This window comes from Plantactinospora siamensis (assembly GCF_042434095.1).
In the GTDB taxonomy this organism is placed as follows: Bacteria; Actinomycetota; Actinomycetes; order Mycobacteriales; family Micromonosporaceae; genus KBS50.
Genome location: NZ_JBHLUE010000034.1, coordinates 185,882 through 205,603, shown reverse-complemented (window position 1 = coordinate 205,603; position 19,722 = coordinate 185,882). Strand labels below are relative to the sequence as shown.

The 19,722-nt window shown below is 73.4% G+C and carries 14 protein-coding genes and 2 pseudogenes; 10 read left to right on the top strand and 6 right to left on the bottom strand.

Annotated features, from left to right (window positions below; all coding sequences use genetic code 11):
* Positions 1 to 60 precede the first annotated feature (60 nt).
* Together ACFFHU_RS30040 and ACFFHU_RS30035 are read right to left on the bottom strand one after the other, a co-directional pair.
* A pseudogene (locus ACFFHU_RS30040) lies at positions 61 to 936 on the bottom strand (DUF5667 domain-containing protein); the annotation flags it as partial.
* A 235-nt stretch (positions 937 to 1,171) separates the two neighbouring features.
* Positions 1,172 to 2,128 (bottom strand): ECF subfamily RNA polymerase sigma factor, BldN family, encoded by a 957-nt coding sequence (locus ACFFHU_RS30035; RefSeq protein WP_377343859.1) that lies wholly within the window; start codon positions 2,126 to 2,128, stop codon positions 1,172 to 1,174.
* 628 nt (positions 2,129 to 2,756) lie between these two features.
* On the opposite strand from ACFFHU_RS30035, the gene ACFFHU_RS30030 reads away from it, so the two are divergent.
* Genes ACFFHU_RS30030 through ACFFHU_RS30020 form a run of 3 tightly spaced genes read left to right on the top strand, consistent with a single transcriptional unit; the run spans position 2,757 to position 5,401 of the window.
* A complete protein-coding gene (locus ACFFHU_RS30030; RefSeq protein ID WP_377343858.1) occupies positions 2,757 to 4,454 on the top strand; it encodes an AMP-binding protein in 1,698 nt (565 codons plus the stop codon).
* Positions 4,447 to 4,722 (top strand): glutaredoxin family protein, encoded by a 276-nt coding sequence (locus ACFFHU_RS30025; protein WP_377343857.1) that lies wholly within the window; start codon positions 4,447 to 4,449, stop codon positions 4,720 to 4,722. The genes ACFFHU_RS30030 and ACFFHU_RS30025 overlap by 8 nt, the downstream gene beginning before the upstream one ends.
* Before the next feature lie 28 nt (positions 4,723 to 4,750).
* Positions 4,751 to 5,401 carry an HAD family hydrolase gene (locus ACFFHU_RS30020; protein ID WP_377343856.1) on the top strand — a complete coding sequence of 217 codons (651 nt, stop codon included), beginning with the start codon at positions 4,751 to 4,753 and terminating at the stop codon, positions 5,399 to 5,401.
* 59 nt (positions 5,402 to 5,460) lie between these two features.
* On the opposite strand, the gene ACFFHU_RS30015 is transcribed toward ACFFHU_RS30020, so the two are convergent.
* Positions 5,461 to 6,126: a LuxR C-terminal-related transcriptional regulator gene (locus tag ACFFHU_RS30015; RefSeq protein WP_377343855.1), complete on the bottom strand. Its 666-nt coding sequence runs from the start codon at positions 6,124 to 6,126 to the stop codon at positions 5,461 to 5,463.
* Between ACFFHU_RS30015 and ACFFHU_RS30010 the strand changes: the two genes are divergently transcribed.
* Entirely contained in the window at positions 6,125 to 6,346 is a 222-nt protein-coding gene (locus ACFFHU_RS30010) for a hypothetical protein (RefSeq protein ID WP_377343853.1), read from the top strand. The two genes, ACFFHU_RS30015 and ACFFHU_RS30010, sit on opposite strands and share 2 nt — an antisense overlap.
* 12 nt (positions 6,347 to 6,358) lie before the next feature.
* On the opposite strand, the gene ACFFHU_RS30005 is transcribed toward ACFFHU_RS30010, so the two are convergent.
* Positions 6,359 to 7,672, bottom strand: a complete 1,314-nt coding sequence (locus ACFFHU_RS30005; RefSeq protein ID WP_377343852.1) for a sensor histidine kinase — start codon at positions 7,670 to 7,672, stop codon at positions 6,359 to 6,361.
* Positions 7,673 to 8,124: 452 nt separating this feature from the next.
* Between ACFFHU_RS30005 and ACFFHU_RS30000 the strand changes: the two genes are divergently transcribed.
* The 6 genes and pseudogenes from ACFFHU_RS30000 to ACFFHU_RS29975 all read left to right on the top strand — a co-directional run bounded on the left by ACFFHU_RS30000 (position 8,125) and on the right by ACFFHU_RS29975 (position 15,168).
* Positions 8,125 to 8,904 carry a redox-sensing transcriptional repressor Rex gene (locus tag ACFFHU_RS30000; protein WP_377343851.1) on the top strand — a complete coding sequence of 260 codons (780 nt, stop codon included), beginning with the start codon at positions 8,125 to 8,127 and terminating at the stop codon, positions 8,902 to 8,904.
* A pseudogene (locus ACFFHU_RS29995) lies at positions 8,901 to 10,220 on the top strand (glutamyl-tRNA reductase); the annotation flags it as partial. The gene ACFFHU_RS30000 and the pseudogene ACFFHU_RS29995, both read left to right, overlap by 4 nt.
* A gap of 158 nt (positions 10,221 to 10,378) precedes the next feature.
* Positions 10,379 to 11,347, top strand: a complete 969-nt coding sequence (gene hemC, locus ACFFHU_RS29990) for a hydroxymethylbilane synthase (protein WP_377343850.1) — start codon at positions 10,379 to 10,381, stop codon at positions 11,345 to 11,347.
* A complete protein-coding gene (locus tag ACFFHU_RS29985) occupies positions 11,344 to 12,924 on the top strand; it encodes a bifunctional uroporphyrinogen-III C-methyltransferase/uroporphyrinogen-III synthase (protein ID WP_377343849.1) in 1,581 nt (526 codons plus the stop codon). Before hemC ends, ACFFHU_RS29985 begins: the two co-directional genes overlap by 4 nt.
* 22 nt (positions 12,925 to 12,946) lie before the next feature.
* Positions 12,947 to 13,930, top strand: coding sequence for a porphobilinogen synthase (gene hemB / locus ACFFHU_RS29980; protein WP_377343848.1), 984 nt, complete (start codon positions 12,947 to 12,949; stop codon positions 13,928 to 13,930).
* Positions 13,931 to 14,658: 728 nt separating this feature from the next.
* On the top strand, positions 14,659 to 15,168 hold the full coding sequence (locus ACFFHU_RS29975) for a helix-turn-helix domain-containing protein (protein WP_377343847.1): 510 nt from the start codon (positions 14,659 to 14,661) through the stop codon (positions 15,166 to 15,168).
* Between the two features lie 147 nt (positions 15,169 to 15,315).
* Here ACFFHU_RS29975 and ACFFHU_RS29970 read toward each other — a convergent pair whose 3' ends face one another.
* Positions 15,316 to 18,585 carry a lamin tail domain-containing protein gene (locus ACFFHU_RS29970; protein WP_377343846.1) on the bottom strand — a complete coding sequence of 1,090 codons (3,270 nt, stop codon included), beginning with the start codon at positions 18,583 to 18,585 and terminating at the stop codon, positions 15,316 to 15,318.
* A gap of 100 nt (positions 18,586 to 18,685) precedes the next feature.
* Positions 18,686 to 19,711: a GNAT family N-acetyltransferase gene (locus ACFFHU_RS29965; protein WP_377344071.1), complete on the bottom strand. Its 1,026-nt coding sequence runs from the start codon at positions 19,709 to 19,711 to the stop codon at positions 18,686 to 18,688.
* Positions 19,712 to 19,722 lie beyond the last annotated feature (11 nt).

Here is a 19,722-nt window from a genome sequence, read left to right as displayed (position 1 = left end):
CGCCGGGTGGGCGGAGGCCCGCGTCGCCGTGGGCTCGGCCGAGTCGGCGCCGGTGGGCTTGCGCGACTCCGGGCAGGCCCGGGGCAGCGGCCCGATCGTGTCCGACCGGATCGACGGCTCGGCGCCGCAGGCCAGACCGGCCGACAGCGCCTCGGTCCGGGTACGGATGTCGTCCAGCAGGGCGCGCGAGGCAGCCACCCGTTCCCGGCCCGGTCCGTCCACCCCCTCGGCCAGCTCGTCCACCGCCCGGCGCTGGCCGGCGACGAACGAGGAGACCAGATCCAGGCCGTGCTGGTCGCGGTGCTGCATGGCCGTGCCGGTGAGCAGCCGTACGCCCTGCCGGGTGTCCGCGTCCATGTCGTCGAGGACCGCAGCGAAGCCGAGCGCGTTCCGCACGGCCGTGGCCTCGGTGAGCCTGGTGCGGGCGAAGTCGAGGAAGAGCTGACCGCGGCCGGTGTCCGAGCCGCTGAGGGCGAGCTGGGCGCGTTCGGTGGACCGCTTCATCCCGTACAGCGCGTCACCCGGTACGGCGTTCTCGCTCGCCGCCGAGATCCCGGACAGCGCGACGGCGCCCGCGGCGATCCCTACGACCAGCGCTGCCCGGGCCCGGGCCCGGCGGGCGTTCAGCCTGGGCAGCCGGCCGTGCCGGACCCGCCGGTCCGTACCGGCGACACCGTCCGCGGCCTCGCGCTCACCCACGCCGTCCCGCTCAGCGGTGGCCATCAGCATGGCGCGCAGGCTGGTTTGGAAGTCGGGGTCGACGGCGGGGCCGGGATGGATGTTCCGCTGGTCGCGCAACCGTTCGGAGAAGGTGACCAGATCGGCCAGTTCCGTGTCGAGCCGGGAGCGCATCCGATGCCGGCTGCCGCCGTCGATCTCGTCGACGAGCTGGGCGAAGCGCTCGGCGCGTCGACGCTCGGTGACCGGGTTCGCCATGCCGCACCTCCCTTTGCTGATCACGGCCGCGCATGGTCGGCAACCCACGTCAGCCGTTGCGACGCGGCGACGGGTACCGATGCCGGAGCTGTCACGTGAGTGAGCCGGGAAGGCCGGCCCGCGGACTCCGGGGAAGGTGGGCAACCGCCGGTCGCACCCGGACAAACGGTCGGTGAACCGAACCGGTTACGGGCGAGTCAACATGTCGAGCGAAAGGGTGAGGTGAGGCCTCGGCTCACGGCTGGAAGCCGTCGGGAAGCAGGCGGGCCAGGGCGCGTACCGCTCGGTATTGAAGGGCCTTGATGGCACCCTCGTTCTTGCCCATGGCCCGGGCGGTCTCCGCCACCGAGAAGCCCTGGAGGAATCGCAGTACGATGCACTCCTGCTGCTCCGGGTTCAGCTGTTTGACGGCGGTCAGCAGCGCGACGTTCGTGATGTGCTCCACCACGGCCGCCTCCGGGCTGCCCTCCGGTCCCCGGTCCTCCCGGTCGGCGTCGAGGACGTCGCCGGTGGTGACCTCCAAGCGGTACCGCCCGGACTTGAAGTGGTCGGCCACCAGATTGCGGGCGATGGTCACCAGCCAGGCGCCAAGGTCCCGCCCCTGCCAGGTGAAACTGCCGATCCGTTTGAGCGCCCGGAGAAAGGTGTCGGAGGTGAGATCCTCGGCGAGCTGCCGGTTGCCCACCCGGAAGTAGACAAAGCGGAACACGGTGTCCACGTACCGGTCGTAGATGAGGCCGAAGGCCTCCGTCTCGCCGGCCTGGGCCCGCTCCACCAGGGTCCACACCTCCGTGGCCGGGTCGGACGGATCCGGCCGGGACGGGTAGCCGGTGGAGGGCCGAGTTGACCCGGGCTGCGCCTGCTCGGGGATGATCGGCAGGATCGTGGTCTCGGTGTTCGACGTGTCCACCGGTGGGCCGGCCGACCGGTGCTGCGCCGGCACCGGCGGGTCCGGCGGGGCGGGCCGGGCCGGTGTGACCACCCGGCCGTTGCCCAGCGGCTTGTTGCCGGCCGGGAGGTGCCGCGAGGGTGTCTCGTTGTGATGCGTGGGGTTCCGGGTCCGTCCGGTGCCGCCGCGCGTGGCGCCGAGCATGCCGGCCACCGACGTGCGTAGCTGTCCCAGCCCCTCGTTGCCATTCATCGCGCGTGGATCGCGACCGGCCGGACCGTCCGAATAGGTGTGTGCAGTCACTTGCCCTCCCCAACCCGGCCGCGCCCGTCAAGGGCCGGCCCTCGGGTCTCGTTGGTGGCGGTGATGCGATGAGATCCCGGGCCGGCATGCGTGGCGGGGTGCGCGGGCGCGAGGGAATGACACGCACCCATGAGGTGCAGGTCCGATGCGCTGACAGGCACGGCGGCCTCCTCGGGCTGAGGGGTGTCGACCCACGGAAAAACGGGTGAGCCGACCCGAGTGATGATAGGGCCAACGTCACCCATATGTGGCGAGTCCGTTACACAGAGCCCTAGTCTTTGTCAGGTCGGCACATTGATGCCGCACAGCCTGTGCGTTGTCGGATGCCAGACAATTGCGACGCTGAGCAGTTTTGCTGGCCCCGTACAGCAGGAAACGCCGAGGAAGAAGGTGTTTTCCTCGGCGTGTCGGATGAACGGCAGGAAGATGCCCGTATCCGCATTCGACGGGCCCATGGCGCCGGTCCCGTTGACGGTACCGCCATCGCCGGCCGGCGTCGAGGGGTTGACCGGTTCACCTCGTGCAAATTGCCAATCGGCCGTGAAAGTTCCTCGACCAACCGGCCCCCGGTACGCCCGGCGGCCCGGTGGGCGACGACTCGTCGCGGACTGTGCCAGACTCAGCGACCGTGGGCGAAGGAGCCGAGACCGCCCGGCAGCCGGTGGCGGTGACCCTGGCGGACCGGGTACGCCGGACGGCCGCCGACCGGCCCGAACGGGTGGCGTTCCACCATCGAGACCGGGCGCTGACCTGGGCCGAGCTTGACCGCGCCATCGACGGGGCGGCCGCCGACCTGCTCTGTCGGACCGGTGAGTCCCGGCCCGTCCCGGACGGCGGCGCCGCGCCGGTTCCGGGCGGCGGGTCGCCGGTGGTGGCCGGTACGCCGGCCCGGGTGGCCATCGCGCTGGGAAACACGCCGGAATTCGTCATCGCCCTGCTCGCCACCATGCGCGCGGGCCTGGTGGCCGTACCGGTGAACCCCGGCGCCGCCGGGCCGGAGTTGCGGCACGTGCTGGCCGACTCGCAGGCGGCGGTCCTGCTGGCCACCGAACGGGTGGGCGGCCTGGTGGAGCCGATCCGGGCCGACCTGCCCGCGCTGCAAGACGTACACATCGGACTGGCGGCGTCGGACGGACCCGGCGGGACGGACCCGGGCCAGGTGGTCGCGGCCCCCGACCCGGACGATCTCGCGGTGCTGCTCTACACGGCCGGCACCGAGGGGCGGCCCAAGGGCGCCATGCTGACCCACCGCTGCCTGCTGGCCAACCACGAACAACTCGGCGGGATCTCGCCCCCGGTGGTCGGCCCCGACGACGTGCTGCTGCTCGCGCTGCCGCTGTTCCACGCGTACGGGCTGGGCTCGGGACTGGGTGCGGTGGCCTACCACGGCGCCTGCGGGGTGTTGATCGACGACTTCGACCCGGCGGACGCCCTGGACCGGATCGCCCGGCACCGCGTCACCATCCTGCTCGGCGTACCTTCGATGTTCCTGGCCTGGTCGCTGCTGCCGAACGCCGGTACGGCGTTGGCCGCCGTGCGGCTGGCCGTCTGCGGCGCCGCGCCGTTGGACGCCGGTACGGCGGACCGGTTCGCGGTGGCCACCGGGCATCCGCCGGTGGTCGGCTACGGCCTCACCGAGGCGGCCCCGGTGCTCACCTCGACGCTGGCCAGTCCGGCGCCGAAGCGTGGCTCGATCGGCCGGCCGCTGCCCGGGGTGCGGATCCGGCTGGTGGGCGCCGGCGGCGAGCGGCTGTGGTCGAGCGACCCCGACGATCCCGATCTCGATGCCGAGGCGGACGACTGGGAGCTCGACCCGGAGTCCGCCGGCACCGACCCGGGGGAGATCGTGGTGCGCGGGGCGAACCTGTTCGCCGGCTACTGGCCGGACGGGCGCGGTGGCCCGGGCGCGGACGGCTGGTGGGCCACCGGGGACATCGCATACGCGGACGCGGACGGGGATCTCTTCCTGGTGGACCGGTTGGGGGAGTTGATCCTGGTCAACGGGTTCAACGTCTATCCCCGAGAGGTCGAGCTGGCCCTCGACGCCCATCCCGAGGTCCTCGAGTCGGCCGTGACGGCCGCCCCGCACCCGTACACCGGGCAGACCGTGCGGGCGTACGTGGTGCGGGCCCCGGGCGCCGGCGTCACCGAGGCGGTGCTGCGGGCGCACTGCGCGGAGCGGCTGGCCCGGTTCAAGTGCCCGACGGCCGTGGAGTTCGTCGACGCTCTGCCGCACTCGGCGATCGGTAAGGTGCGCAAGACGCTGCTGCGGCCCGCGCCGGGGCAGCGGGACGGGCGGTCCACGGCGGAGGTGGCGGATGGTTGACCGATCGGGCGGGGCGGCGCCGCGGCTGACGCTGATCACCCGGCCCGGGTGCCATCTCTGCGAGGTGGCCCGGGAGGCGATCGGCCGGGTGACCGCCGTCACCGGGGACCGGTGGGTCGAGGTGGACGTCAGCGGCGACCTCGAACTCGAGCGGGACTACGGCGACCGGCTGCCGGTCGTGCTGCTGGACGGGCGGGAGCACGGTTACTGGCGGGTCGAGGAGGACCGGCTGCTGCGCGATCTCACCGCTCCGCGCCCACCGGCCTGACGTCGTACGCCTGACGTATCGTGCCGGCATGGCCCGCGCACGCACCCACCTGGTCTGGGACTGGAACGGCACCCTGCTGAACGATCTCACCCTGGTGGTCGACTCCACCAACCAGGTGTTCGGCACGCTCGGCGCCGCGGCCGTCTCGATCGACCAGCACCGGACGAAGTTCCGGCGGCCGATCGCGGACTACTACGCCGAGGTCCTCGGCCGGGCCGTGGACGCCGCCGAGTTCGAGCGGCTCGACAAGATCTTCCACGACACCTACCGGCTGGGCCTGACCGGCTGCGGGCTCGCGACCGACGCCACCGGGGCGATCCGCTCGTGGGGCGGCTCACAGTCGCTGCTGTCCATGTGGTTCCACGAGGAGCTGGTCCCCGCCGTCGAGACGTACGGGCTGACCGGGATGTTCCGCCGGGTGGACGGCCTGCGCGGAATCGTCGGCGGCGACCGCAAGGCCGAGCACCTCGCCCGGCACCTCGCGGCGTTGGAGGTGGACGGCGCGGCCACGGTGCTGATCGGCGACTCGATCGACGACGCCGACGCGGCCGAGTCGGTCGGCGCCCGGTGCGTCCTCTACACAGGCGGCTTCACCGACCCGGAGCGGCTGCGCCGATCCGGCCGCCCCGTCGCCGACAGCCTGACCGAGGCCGTCCGGCTGGCCGCCGCGCTGCCCTGACGGCCGGCCGGGCCAAGCCGGCCGCGGCCCGCCCGGCCACCGTCAGCGGCGGTGTTGGGCTATCCGCGCAGGTACGTGAGCACCGCGAGCACCCGGCGGTGCTGCTCCTCGTCCGGCGGCAGCTGCAGCTTGGTGAAGATGTTCCGGACGTGCTTCTCCACGGCGCCGTCGCTGACCACCAGCGCTCGGGCGATCGCCGTGTTGGACCGGCCCTCGGCCATCAGCGACAACACCTCCCGCTCGCGCGGAGTCAGCTCCCGGAGCGGGTCGTCGCGCCGGCGCCGGACCAGCAGCTGCGCCACCACCTCCGGATCGAGCACCGTGCCCCCGGCGGCCACCCGGCGCAGCGCGTCCATGAACTCGTCGATCGCCGCCACCCGGTCCTTGAGCAGGTAGCCCACCCCGCCGGCCGGGGCGTTCCCGGTGGGCCGCACGGTGGCCAGCAGGTCGTCCGCGTAGGACACCTCGACGTACTGGGACAGGACCAGGACGGGCGCGAGCGGGACCAGCCGGCGCGCCTCCACGGCCGCCCGCAGCCCCTCGTCGGTGTGCGACGGCGGCATCCGCACGTCCACGATCGACACGTCCGGGCGGTGCGCCACGATGGCGTCCACCAGCGCCGGACCGTCCCCGACGGCCGCCACCACCTCGTGCCCCTGCTCGGTCAGCAACCGCACCAGTCCCTCGCGGAGCAGTACGGCGTCGTCGGCGATCACGATGCGCATGGCTGTGTTGTCTACCACCTCACCGGCCCGCCGGTCCGACGCGCCGCCCGGTCCCACCCCGGCCGGTCCGGTCCCGGCCGGTCTCACCCCGCCCGGTCCGGTCCCGGCCGGTCCGGTCCCGGCCGGTCCGGTCCCGGCCGGGCCGGTCCCGGCCGGGTCGGTGCCGGTCGGCGCGCCCGGCGGGTCGGCCGCGGCCGACCCGGCGCGGCCCGGCGGGTGAAGGCGGCCCATCTCAGCCGCCCACCGGTCGGGCCGGCAGGTCGGCGCGCAGCATGGTGGGGCCGCCGCTCGGGCTGTGCACCGACAGGACGCCGTCGGCGGCGGTCACCCGGTCGGCGATCCCGGCCAGGCCGTGCCCCTTGGCCACGTGCGCGCCGCCGGTCCCGTTGTCGGCCACCTCGACGATCAACCGCGACCCCTGCACCCGCACCGAGAGCTGGCAGTCGGTGGCCCGGCTGTGCTTCGCCACGTTGGTGAGCGCCTCGGCCACCACGAAGTACGCGGTGCTCTCGATGAGCGGGTCCAGCCGCACGCCGTCCGTGCTGAGCCGCGGGTCGACGGTCAGCTCGATGGGGATGACCCCGCGGCCGGCCAGCGCGGCCAGGGCGCTGGGCAGGCCCCGGTCGACCAGGATCGGCGGGGCGATGCCGCGGGAGAGTGCGCGCAGCTCGGCCAGCGTCTCCCGGGTCTGCGCGACCGCCTCGTCGAGGGTTCGCCGGGCCGCCTCGGGATCCTCCGCGAGCTGCTGCTGGGCCCGCCCGAGATCCATCGCGAGCCGCACGAGCCGCTGCTGCGGGCCGTCATGGATGTCCCGCTCCAGCCGGCGCAGGGCGGTCGCCTCGGCCGACGCGGCCGCCGCCTTCTGGCGTTCCAGCACGGTGATCCGGTCGCGCATCTCGGCCATCCCGGTCAGCAGCCCCCGGCCCAGGTTGGCCCGCAGCAGCGCGCAACCGCGGACGATCAGCGGCAGGGTGATCAGGAAGAACACCCCGATGGCCGTGTTCAGTCCGATCCGGGCGCCGGCCGAGTCACCGAGGCCCATCAGCTCGGCCAGGTCCTGGTTGTCCGGCGGGTGCGGCAGGGCCCAGTCCCAAGCCCAGTAGAGCGAGCCGCCCACCGCGCCGGCCCACCAGACCAGGGTGATCACCGCCGTGATGATCGAGACGACGAAGGTGAGGATGCCGTACGCCAGGTCGAGCCAGGACTGCGGATCGATGATCGGCGTCACGATCCGGCGCCACACGCCCGAGTTGGCCGGGGTGCCCCGGTATTCCGGCCGGACCGGAGGGCGGCCGAGAATAGGGGCCATCCGCAGCCGCTCCACGTCGGCCAGCGCCCGGGCGGCATAGAGGGTGCCGGCGATCACCGGCAGGCCGATCACGGTCACCGCGAGCCCCGCCCCGATGGACAGGCCGGCGATCAGGACGATGAAGCTCGCCACAGCCAGCGGGAGGCCCAGCAGGACGTACCCGGAATCGACGGCGAGCTGGCGGAGGGTGGACGAGGGCACCCGGGCCGCGGGGGGTGTGGCGACGGTGGTGGTCATGTCCTCGACGTTAGGCATTCCTGCCGTGACCCCCCATCCCGTCGGCCAGCCTCTTAACGGTAGGGCTGGCCTCACCGTCGCGCCGTCCCCTGGGGCGGTCCCGCCGGCTGCCGGGCGGCGTCATGGGGCCACCCCGCGCCCGCCGGACGCCGGCATCGTGCCGCCCCCGTGGCCCGGTGGCGCGGGGGGTGGGCGAGCGTGATTGGCGGTAGAAGTCGGAATTGGGCAATAATCGCCGGGCGGCCGTGCGGAGTCGCGAATCGATCTTCAGAATGGAGTGCCTGGTGAATGCCGCCCGCGATCGCTCAAGATCGCGATTTGTGCGCGCCTTCACAAGCGCCTACTCTGTAAATCCGAGCCCCGCCAGCGCCGCCGGTCGATGCGGCCCCGGGCGGGCGTCCCGCAGCGGCCTGCCTCTTCGGGCGGTCAAGGATCGCATGGCACGGAGTCACATGAGTCAGCAGCGTCCCACAGGCACGCCCGGCCGCGCCGGTCACGTCCCGGCGCTTCCGGATCTTCCTGAGGCGACGGTTGCCCGGCTGCCCGAATATCTGCGTGCGCTGCATCACCTCATCGAGGCCGGGCACGACACGGTCTCCAGCGAGGGACTGGCCGCGGCCGCCGGGGTGAACTCGGCGAAGCTGCGCAAGGACCTCTCCCACCTCGGTTCGTACGGCACCCGCGGCGTCGGGTACGACATCGCGCTGCTGGTCGAGCAGATCGAGTTCGTGTTGGGGCTCACCCAGCGGCGGGCCGTGGCCCTGGTGGGGATCGGTAATCTCGGTCACGCCCTCGCCGGCTACGCCGGCTTCGGCAGCCGCGGGTTCCGCATCGCCGCGCTGTTCGACGCCGACCCCGCCCGGGTCGGCGAGGAGATCAACGGCCTGGTGGTACGCCACATCGACGACCTGCCCCGGTATGCGGCGGAGGAGTCGATCGCGATCGGCGTCATCGCCACCCCGGCCGCGGCCGCCCAGCGGGTCGCCGACCAGCTCGTCGCGGCGGGCGTCACCAGCATCCTGAACTTCGCCCCGTGCGTTCTCGCGGTGCCCGAGAACGTCGATGTGCGCAAGGTCGATCTGGCCATCGAGCTGCAGATCCTCTCGTTCCACGAGCACCGCAAGGCGACGCTGACCGGCCTGCCCGGCAACCGGGGCGGATCCGGCGGCAACTTCCCGGCGTTGCCCCGCGCGCTTCCCGACACCGGCACCCAGGAGGCGGTCGGCACGTGAACCTGCTCGTCGTCGGCGCGTCGTACCGCACCGCTCCGGTTGCCACGCTGGAGCGCCTCGCGGTGTCCCCCGCCCAACACAGTGCCCTCGCGGCCCAGCTGCTCGCCCAGCCGTACGTCGGGGAGGCGGTGATCGTCTCGACCTGCAACCGGGTGGAGATCTACGCCGCGGTTTCCGGCTTCCACGGCGGCCTCGGCGACATCTGCGCGGTGCTGGCGGCCCACGCCGGCTATCCGGCGGCCGAGCTGGCCAACCACCTGTACGTGCACTACGACGGCGCCGCCGTCGAGCATGTCTTCCGGGCGGCGTCCGGACTGGACTCGATGGTGATCGGCGAGGCGCAGATCCTCGGCCAGCTGCGCGACGCGTACCACGCGGCCACCGAGGTGGACGCCGCCGGCCGGCTGTTGCACGAGTTGATGCAGCAGGCGCTGCGGGTGGGCAAGCGGGCCCACGCCGAGACCGGGATCGACCGGGCCGGCCAGAGCGTCGTCACGGCCGCCCTCGGTCGCGCGGCCGCCCGGTTCGGCGGCGAGCTGACCGGCCGGCCCGCGCTCGTGGTGGGCGCCGGCGCGATGGGCTCGCTGGCCGTGGCCACGCTGTCCCGGATCGGCGCGGAGCCGCTGTCGGTGCTGAACCGCAGCGCCGACCGGGCCGTCCGGCTCGCCGCCGCGTACGGGGCGACCTCGGTGCCGGCCGAGCGCCTGACCTCGGCCATGGCCGAGACCGACGTGGTGATCGCGGCCACCGCCTCGACGGCGCCGGTGCTCACCCGCGAGATCGTGAGCAGGGCCCTGGCCGAGCGCGCCGGTCGCCGATCGGGGCCGTTGGTCCTGCTCGACCTGGCCGTGCCGCGGGACGTCGAGGCGGACGTGGCGGAACTGCCCGGCGTGCTGGTGATCGACATCGAGCGGCTGGCCGCGGAGCTGCCGGAGGGGCCGGCCGCCGTCGACGTGGCGGCGGTCAACCGGATCGTCGCGGCCGAGCTCGAGGCGTTCCTCGCCTGGCTGCGCGGCGCGGACGTGGCGCCGACGGTCGCCGCGCTGCGTGGCCGGGCCGACGAGGTGGTCGGCGCCGAGCTGCGCCGGTTGGCCAAGCGCCGGCCGGAGCTGACCGACGAGCAGCGCGGTGAGGTCTCGCACACCCTGCACCGGGTGGTCCAGCGGCTGCTGCACTCGCCCACGGTGCGGGTTCGCCAGCTCGCGGCCGAGCCCGGTGGCGACCAGTACGCGGCCCTGCTGCGCGAGCTGTTCGACCTCGAGGTGCCGCACACCGCGCAGGCCGAGGTCGTGCCGGACATCGCCGCGGCCGACGCGCCGCACCGCGCCGCCGACGCCACTCCGGGGCTCGCGCCCGGTGCGGCCGTCCCGGCGGCCGGCGACCGGCCCGTCCCGGCGGCGGGCGATCGGCCCGTCCCGGCGGCCGGCGACCAGAGCGGTGACCAGGCCGGCGAGCCGGAAACCGGAGGTGGCCGATGACCGCGCTGCGCCTCGGCACCCGGGGAAGCGCGTTGGCGATGGCCCAGTCGGGGTGGTTCGCCGACGAGCTGCGCCGGGTGACCGGCCGGGACGTCGAGCTGGTCGAGGTGGTGACCGCGGGGGACCGGTCCACCGCTCCGGTGCACCGGCTCGGCGTCGGGGTGTTCGTCTCCGCGCTGCGGGACGCGCTCACCGCCGGCAAGGTCGACATCGCCGTCCACTCGTACAAGGACCTGCCCACGGCCGGGCATCCCGGGCTGACCATCGCCGCGGTGCCGCCCCGGGAGGACCCGCGGGACGCCCTGATCAGCCGGGACGATCGGGTGCTGGCGGAGCTGGGCCCGGGTGCCACGGTGGGCACCGGCGCGCTGCGCCGGATCGCCCAGCTGCACGCCTTGGGCCTGCAGCTCGAGGTGACCCCGATCCGCGGCAACGTCGACACCCGGCTGCGCCGGGTGCGTGGCCCGGAGGCCGACCTGGACGCCGTGGTGCTGGCCCGGGCCGGCCTGGCCCGGCTGGGCCGGCTGGACGAGATCACCGAGACCATCGATCCGATGCTCATGCTGCCGGCGCCCGCGCAGGGTGCGCTGGCCGTGGAGTGCCGGATCGACGACGCGGAGCTGGTTGAGCTGCTCGGGCTGCTCGACCACGGGCCCACCCGGGCCGCCGTCACCGCGGAACGGGCGCTGCTGGCCACTCTCGAGGCCGGCTGCAGCGCACCCGTGGCCGCGTACGCCGTCATCGCCGAGTCAGAAACCGGCGGCGACGAGATCTACCTGCGCGGGGCGGTGATCAGTCCGGACGGGTCCCGAGACCTCCGGCTGTCCCGCACCGGTACGCCCGCCGAAGCCGCGGAGATCGGAAAGGCACTCGCCGCCGAACTCCTCGACCTCGGCGCCGATTCGATCCTCGGCACGGATGCTTCGCGCAGGCCGGGGACCCAGCAGTTTGGGAGCACAGAATGACCCGCACCCGTAAGCCCGCCGGCCAGGTGACATTCGTCGGGGCCGGCCCGGGCGACCCAGGTCTGCTCACCCGCCGGGCGCTGGACGCCCTGGTCGAGGCCGATCAGGTGATCGTCGACCGGAACGTCCCGGAGCCGCTGCTCGACGTGGTGAAGGCCGGGGCCAAGCCGGACGCCCAGTTCACGCCGGCCGAGGGCGCCCCCGGCGACGTGGCCAAGGTGCTGCTGTCGGCGGCCCGTTCCGGGCTCGCGGCGGTGCACCTGGTCGCGGGGGATCCGTTCGGGCACGACGCCGTGGTCAAGGAGGTTCAGGCGGTGGCCCGCACCGCCGTACCGTTCGAGGTCGTGCCGGGCATCGGCCAGGCCGAGGGCGTGGCCAGCTACGCCGGGGTTCCGCTGCCGGCCGTACGCACCAGCGCGGACGTCGATGACATCACCACGCTCGACTTCGACGCGCTGGCCGCGGCCGTGACCCGGGGCTCGTTGGCGCTGGCCGTGGACGCGGGGGACCTGGCCGGCGTCCGGGACGGCCTGCTGGCCGCGGGCGTCGACGGCGGCACGCCGGTGGCGGTCACCGGCGACGGTACGGGCGAGACGCAGTACACCAGCACGTCGACCGTGGACAGCTACGTGGCCGCCGCGCTCGGCTTCACCGGCCGGGTCGTGCTGACCATCGGCGAGGGCGTCCCGCAGCGGGACAAGCTCAGCTGGTGGGAGAACCGTCCGCTGTACGGCTGGAAGGTGCTGGTGCCGCGCACCAAGGAGCAGGCCGGCGCCATGAGCGCCCGGCTGCGGGCGTACGGCGCCATCCCGTGCGAGGTGCCGACCATCGCGGTCGAGCCGCCGCGCACCCCGGCCCAGATGGAGCGGGCCATCAAGGGCCTGGTCGACGGCCGGTACGCCTGGGTGATCTTCACCTCGGTCAACGCCGTGCGCGCGGTGTGGGAGAAGTTCGCCGAGCACGGCCTGGACGCCCGGCACTTCGGTGGCGTCAAGATCGCCTGTATCGGCGAGGCCACCGCGGGCGCGGTGCGCGCCTTCGGCATCCAGCCCGAGCTGGTGCCGGCCGGCGAGCAGTCCTCGGAGGGCCTGCTGGCCGAGTTCTCGCCGCACGACGAGATCCTCGACCCGGTGGGCCGGGTGCTGCTGCCCCGGGCCGACATCGCCACCGAGACGCTCGCGGCCGGGCTCACCGAGCGCGGCTGGGAGGTGGACGACGTCACGGCCTACCGGACCGTCCGGGCGGCGCCGCCGCCGGCCGAGATCCGCGACGCCATCAAGTCCGGCGGGTTCGACGCGGTGCTCTTCACCTCGTCCTCGACCGTGCGGAACCTGGTGGGCATCGCCGGGAAGCCGCACGCGCGTACCGTTGTTGCGGTGATCGGGCCCAAGACGGCCGAGACGGCGACCGAGTTCGGCCTGCGGGTCGACGTCGAGCCGCAGACCGCCTCCGTGCCCGACCTGGTCGAGGCGCTCGCGTCGTACGCCGTCGAGCTGCGGGAAAAGCTGGCCGCCATGCCGGCCAAGCAGCGCCGCGGTTCGAAGGTGCAGGGTCCGACCGCCCTCAGGTTCCGGTAACCCCTACGGAGGTTTGCCCGTCATGCCTTATCCGGAGATCCGGCCGCGCCGGCTGCGCCGCTCCCCGGCGGTGCGCCGCCTGGTCGAGGAGACCCGGGTGGCGCCGGCCGAGCTGGTGCTGCCGATGTTCGTCAAGGAGGGCCTGACCGAGCCGCGGCCGATCGCCGCCATGCCCGGCGTGATGCAGCACTCCCGCGAGTCGCTGCGCAAGGCCGCGGCCGAGGCGGTGCAGGCCGGCATCGGCGGGATCATGCTGTTCGGCGTCCCCACCGGCAAGGACGAGACCGGCTCGGGCGGCATCGACCCGGACGGCATCCTCAACGTGGCCATCCGGGACGTCGTGTCCGAGGTGGGCGACGGCACCGTGGTGATGAGCGACCTGTGCCTGGACGAGTTCACCTCGCACGGGCACTGCGGCCTGCTCGCCCCGGACGGTTCGGTCGACAACGACGCCACGCTCGACGCGTACGCCGAGATGGCCGTGGCCCAGGCCGAGGCCGGGGTCCACGTGGTCGGCCCGTCCGGGATGATGGACGGTCAGGTGGGCGTGGTCCGCCGGGCCCTGGACGCCGCCGGGCACGCCGAGGTCTCGATCCTCGCGTACGCGGTCAAGTACGCCTCCGGGTTCTACGGTCCGTTCCGAGAGGCCGTCGAGTCGTCGCTGGAGGGCGACCGCCGCACCTACCAGCAGGATCCGGCGAACCTGCGCGAGTCGCTCCGCGAGGTGGAGCTGGACGTGGCCGAGGGCGCCGACATGGTGATGGTCAAGCCCGCCCTGCCCTATCTCGACGTGCTGGCCGCGGTCCGGGCCGCCGTGGACGTCCCGGTGGCCGCCTACCAGATCTCCGGCGAGTACGCGATGGTCGAGGCGGCCGCGGCCAACGGTTGGGTGGACCGGGAGCGGGTCATCCTGGAAACGCTCACCTCGATCCGCCGCGCCGGCGCCGGGATCATTCTCAGCTACTGGGCCGTCGAGGCGGCCCACCTGCTCCGCCAGCGCTACTGATCGCGGCCGTAGGCAGGGCCGCGGCTGTCGCCGCCCCGACCCGCGCCCGGTCGCGGCACGCCTACCGTTTATAGCGGCGCGACACCGAACGCGGCCCGCGCCTTTTGCTCCTCGGCCTGTTCGAGCCAGCCTCGGTACCAGCGCGTGCCGCCCGGCAGATCCCGTATCCCACCCCGAGGCGAACCGTCCCACTGGCTGCGCCGGGCCGGCAATCTCGGCGCGAGCCGGTGACCAGGGCATTCGTCGTGCTGTGCGCCCTACCGCAACTGTCTCGACTCCCTTTGCTCTGCTGCCATGGACGCACCGCCCGTCGTCCGATTATCGGACGCGAGCCGGCGCGTGAGGGGCAGCAGAGCAAAGGGAGTCAAGCACAACTCGTCGTCCTCGCGGTCTGGCTCGACCCCTGAGCTTCGTCGCTGCTCAGGACCGTATTCCCCGACCGCCGGCGCTCCGTCAGGTGCGGGTTCGAGCCGGTTCTGGCTGCCCAAGAGATGGGATGGCCGCCGAGGGCGTCGTCAACAGGTCGCCGACACCAGGGCGGCCCGATTGTCGGCGCCGGTCATCGCGCAACCTCGGCTGTCGGCTCCGCCTGAAAGTTCAGCCGGCGTTGACAGCCTCGGCACCGGCGGCGCACGCTTCGGTTGGTTGTCCACAGGCGCTCGGTGGTTATCCACAGGAGGCTCGGGCATGCGTTGTCCGCCGGGGCCGGCGGTGGCAGCGTGAACGGCATGGCCTCCGCACTCGATCCGCCGCTGCTCGAGCCGATGATCGGGCGCTACCCGTCCGCGGGGCTGGTGCGGCGGGCCCGCCGGATCGCCGCGATGAGCCAGCGCCAGATGGCTCGCTTCGCCAAGGTCTCACACTCCACCATCGCCCGGGTGGAAACCGGAGCGATCACGCCCAGCCTGGATGTCCTGCAGCGCATCCTCGGGGCGGCCGGCCTCTATCTCACCGTGGTGGACGAGGACGGCCACGTGATCGCGCCGATGCAGGACTGGGACGAGGACACCCGGGACGGCGCCGGCCGGCGATATCCGGCGCACCTCGACACGATCCTGGATCCGCGGACGGGCGAGTGGTGGGGTGACATCTACGGCCTGCTGCGACCGCCAGAGACATACTCCCGGCTCCCGCCGGCCCACCGGGAGGCGCGCCGCCGTCGCAGCGTGTGGGAGGTGCGGGTGAAGCAGAACCGCAACAAGCCGGCCCCACCCGACGTGGGGAACTACTACTACTGAGCCACGAAGGCACGCCTGAGCGAGGAGGGCTGGCCGCCCGCACGGAGTGGGCGATGGCGGCGTGGGTCACGGCGGGATGCGAACGGCCCCGGGCGAGGATCGCCCGGGGCCGTCGCGTCACCGGATCAGACCGGCATCGGTCAGCGCTCAGTCGTCGTTCACGATCGTCCCGAAGGCCAGCGGGTCGGCCAGGGTCACGCCCGGCAGGCCGGCCACGACCAGCGCGAGCTTCTCGTCCGCCTCCCGGCGCCGGTCACCGCGTACCTGCACGGTGAACGTCACCGACGTCTGCCCGGCGGCCAGCGTCTTGCAGCCGGCGTACGGGTCGAAGTCGGAGCCGGCCGTGGCGGTGATGCCCAGCGTGGTGGCGCACAGCAGCACCGGCGCGGACAGCGGGCGGGACACGGTGGCCGTGAAGGTCATCGCCGACGTGCCCTGGTCGCCCTCGGCCACCGAGGCGTCGGCCACGGTCAGCGCGGCCCGGGAACGGAACCGTGCGACCTGCGGGTCGTGGTCGCTCGCCCCCCGGTCGCCGATTCCCTCGGCGTCGGCCGGGTAGTCCGCGTTGATGTGCGCGGCCCGCATCTGCACCAGGTCGCCGTACAGCCTGTCGTTGACGAACAGGTTGTCCAGCGTCTGCGCCTGGCCGCCGAAGGTGTACGAGTACGCCGCCGCCGGGGCGTCGGCCACCAGGTCGTCCCACAGGTTGTGCATCTCGGCCGAGTACAGCGGGCCGAGCTGGTCCGACGGGGTCGGGTTGGCCGCCGTGGCGATCGGATCGTCGGGGCGGGGGAAGACGTTCAGGTCCCCGCCGTAGATCACCCGCGCGTTCGGATCGGTCGCCTCGATCGCCTGGACCAGGGCCGCGCCGTACGCGGCCTGCTCCCGCCGCTGCCCCACCCGGGCGTCCGGGGTCGAGGAGTAGTGGTTGCTCACCGCCCACAGCGTGTAGTGCTCGGTCGAGCCAGGCGCCGCGGCCACGATGAACTTGCCGACCTGCGGGGTGCGGGTGTAGACGTTCGACCCGTCGACCCCGGTGGACTTGTCCACGTCGGCCGGCAGCACCGCGTTGAACCCCTTCGGGTTCTGCACGTCGGCGTTGGCCGGCAGCCCGGCCGACCGGTACGTCACCTGAGGCGCCGAGCCGAGGATCGGGTCGGCCGGGTCGGCCGGGGCCAGCGACAGCCGGTCGGTCCGGTACAGGAACGCCGAGGTGATGCCGCGGGCGTCCGCGCCGGTCCGGTCGTACGCGGCCGCGTAGGCCGGGCCGCCGTTCGCGGCGATGGTGAGCGCCAACTCCTGCACCGTGTCCGGCCTGCCGTCGGCGTTGTTGGTGTCGCCGCAGGCCAGGCTGGCGCCGGAGACCGAGCAGATGTCCTGGTCCTCGGCCTCCTGCACCAGGATCAGGTCGGGGCTGCGCAGGTTGTTGATGATCTGCCGGGCCTCGATCCCGAGCCGGGCCTGGTAGTCCGCGGCGCTCGCCGGCACGTAGTCGAACGGCGGGCTGACCCCGGGGCAACCGGAATTGCCGGTGAAGTCGCAGCCGTCGAACGGGTCGTCCCGGTAGTCGTACAGGTTCTCCAGGTTGTACGTGGCGACCGCGACCTCGCGGGACCGGTCGGCCGGCTGCGGCGGGTTGTTCGCCGACGGGTCGGCGCCCGGGACGAACCCGACCCGCTCGACCTGCACGCTGTACTTGCTGAAGGCGTAGTACCCGGCGCCGTAGATGTCGGCCTCGACCGTGTCGAAGGTGCGGGCCGGCGGCAGCAGCGCGTCCGCGTCACCGGAGGTGGCCTTCACGCCGCCGCCGCCGAGCAGGATCCGCTGCCCGTTGCCGTTGTCGAACAGGCCCGGCTGGTCGTCCAGCGGGTGCGCGTCCCGGAACACCCGGCGGGCGTACGGGTCGGCGCGCTTCATCAGCGGGTCGTCCCGGTCGATCACCCAGATCTCCGAGTCGGCCGTCGACGAGAACACGTCACGCGGGCCGGTGACCCCGCTGCCGGCGCGGACGCGCAGCCGCATCCCCTCGTGCCGCTCCCAGAACCGGCCGGCGTCGGCCGCGTCGGCCGGCGGCCGCGCGTCGGTCACCTCGACGGCGGTGTTGACGTCGAGCCCGGAGTCCAGCTTGCGCACCAGCGAGGCGCCGGAGAGCTGGGTCAGGTTGTAGTACTCGGAGACCTTCCCGCGCAGCACCACCTCGTCGCCGACGGTCGGCGCGTAGCCGCCGATGAGCGTGTCGAAGCCGCCCATGAAGACGTAGATGCCGTCGGAGGTCAGCGGGTCGCCGTCGGCGCTGCCGGTGCGGCTCTGCAGGAAGAAGCCGTACTGGCTGGCGCCGGAGGAGGCCTTGGTGAGCAGCTTCTCGGTGATGACGCCGCGCACCTCGTACGTCGTGGCGCTGGTGCCGTTGCCGGACGGCGGGGCCAGCGGCGACCGGTCGGTCGCGCCCGCCTCGTCGTCCCGGGTCTGTCCCTGCACCTCGCCCACGGACAGCACGGCGGTCACCTGCACGGTCAGCGCGCAGCTGGCGGTGCCGCCCTCGGCGTCCGTCGAGGTCAGCGTCACCGTGTAGGCGCCGGCCGGCAGGTCCGCGGAGGCGGTCACGGTGGCCGTGGCGGTGCCGCCGACCGCCGGCGCCGGCGTGAACGCCGTACGGCTGATCGAGCCGCTCGCGGGCGCCGGGCTCACCCCGGTCACTGCGAGGTCGGTGAGCGTGTCGTCCGGGTCGGTGGCCGTCACCTCGCGAGTGGCCGCCGTGCCCAGCTCGGTGGCGAGCGGACCGCCGCAGTTCAGCGTCGCCGGCTGGTCCACCGGACCGCCGCCGCCGGTGCTGTGCGAGCCGAGCCCGTCGAAGGTGTCGGTCGGGTAGCCGGCCCACTGGGCCGCCGGGTCGAACGGGTCGGTGGGATCGGTGTCGCCGGCCGTGATCGACGGCAGCCGGCGCAGCGTGTTGTCGGCCGTGCTGGTCAGGCCGCTGCCCCACTCGGTGCCCGGGTCGACGCCCACCTGGCCGATGGCGTCGAGGACGGCGTCGCCCTTGGCCAGCACCACGGCGTCGTCGCCGTTGAACAGCGAGCCGGCGTACGTCTGGTCGGCCTGCGCGAGGACGGCCGGGGCGGCCGAGGCGGCCGCGAACACGAACACGTCGTTCGCGGCGACAGTGCCGGTGAGCGGAATAGAGGTCGGTGAGGTGCCGCCGTTGAAGTAGAGCCGCAGCTGGTAGCCGCCGGCGGCGAGGTCTACCGCCGATCCGGTGCCGTTGTACAGCTCGATCGCCTTGTTGTTGGACGATCCTTCGACGTACTCGGAGATGAACAGGTCGGTGGGCGCGGCGCTGGCCGCGACGGGCGCCAGCGCGACCGCCGTGGTGGTGACGGCGGCAGCGGTGACGAGCGCGGCGAGGGTACGCGGGCGCATGGGGCCTCCACGAGGGGTGGACGGGAACCCACGCACGGTAGAGGCTTCGCGTTACCGGCGTCCATACCGCGGGCGAACATCAGCGGCTCGGCCAGGGTTTTCATCCGTTCGCGTCGAGCCGGTGCACCAGTTCGCCAACGTCCACGCCGTACTCGCACCATTCGCGGTCCGGCGCGAAGCCCAGCTCGGCGTTGACCCGCCGCATCTGCTCGTTGGCCTCGGCGTTCCAGGTCTGCACCTCGGCCAGCTTCGGCTCGGCCGAGCGCAGCTCCAGCAGCATGCGGGCCTTGATCGCCCGGTCGATCCCGAAGCCGCGGTGCTCCCGGCCGACGATCGTGTCGTACTGGTCGGCCCGGGTGGGGTGCTGCGCCGGCACCACCACCTCGGTCAGCGCGGCCACCCGGCCGGTGCGCTCATGGTGGGCCAGCACGATGTACGGCTTCATGCCGCGCCGGTGCAGGCAGTCGAGGCTGTCCCGGAGCCGCTGCGGATCGTACGAGCTGGGGCGCAGCTCGAGGTCGCCGCCCTCCTCCTCGTCCCGGGCCTCGGCCTTGGCCCGGGCGTACGCCTCGATCAGCTCCTCGGGTGGGCCGCCCGGGCAGAACTCGAGGTGGTAGCCGGGGCTCACCTCGTCGGCCATGTCCGACACGCCGGCCCAGTCCACCGAAGACAGCCGCAGCACGCTGCGGGTCTCGACGTACTCGCGGGTGAAGCCCAGGGACGAGTAGAAGCCGACGGCCGGCGTCCCGCCCGGCACCTCGACGCCGAGCGCGCTGAAGCCCTCCTGATAGACCCGGTGGGCGGCGGTGGCCAGCAGCCGCCGGCCCAGGCCGGTGCGCCGCAGGTCGGGGTGCACCATCAGGTCGATGACGCCGATGTCGCCGAGCAGCAGCACGTGCACCTGGCCGGTGATCCGGCCGGGCCGGCCGTCGGGGCCGGGCTCCTCCTGGGCGATCCAGCAGATGCGCCGCTCACCCGGCATGACCTCGGAGAGATATTCGCGTAGCGCGGCGTCGTGCCAGGGCGGGTCGTCGGGCAGGTCGGCCGCGAGAACCGCGTTGAGCGCGTCGAGCAGCGACGCGACCTCGGCGGCGGACGCGGTTCGTGGATCCCACTCGCGCACCATCACCCGTACAG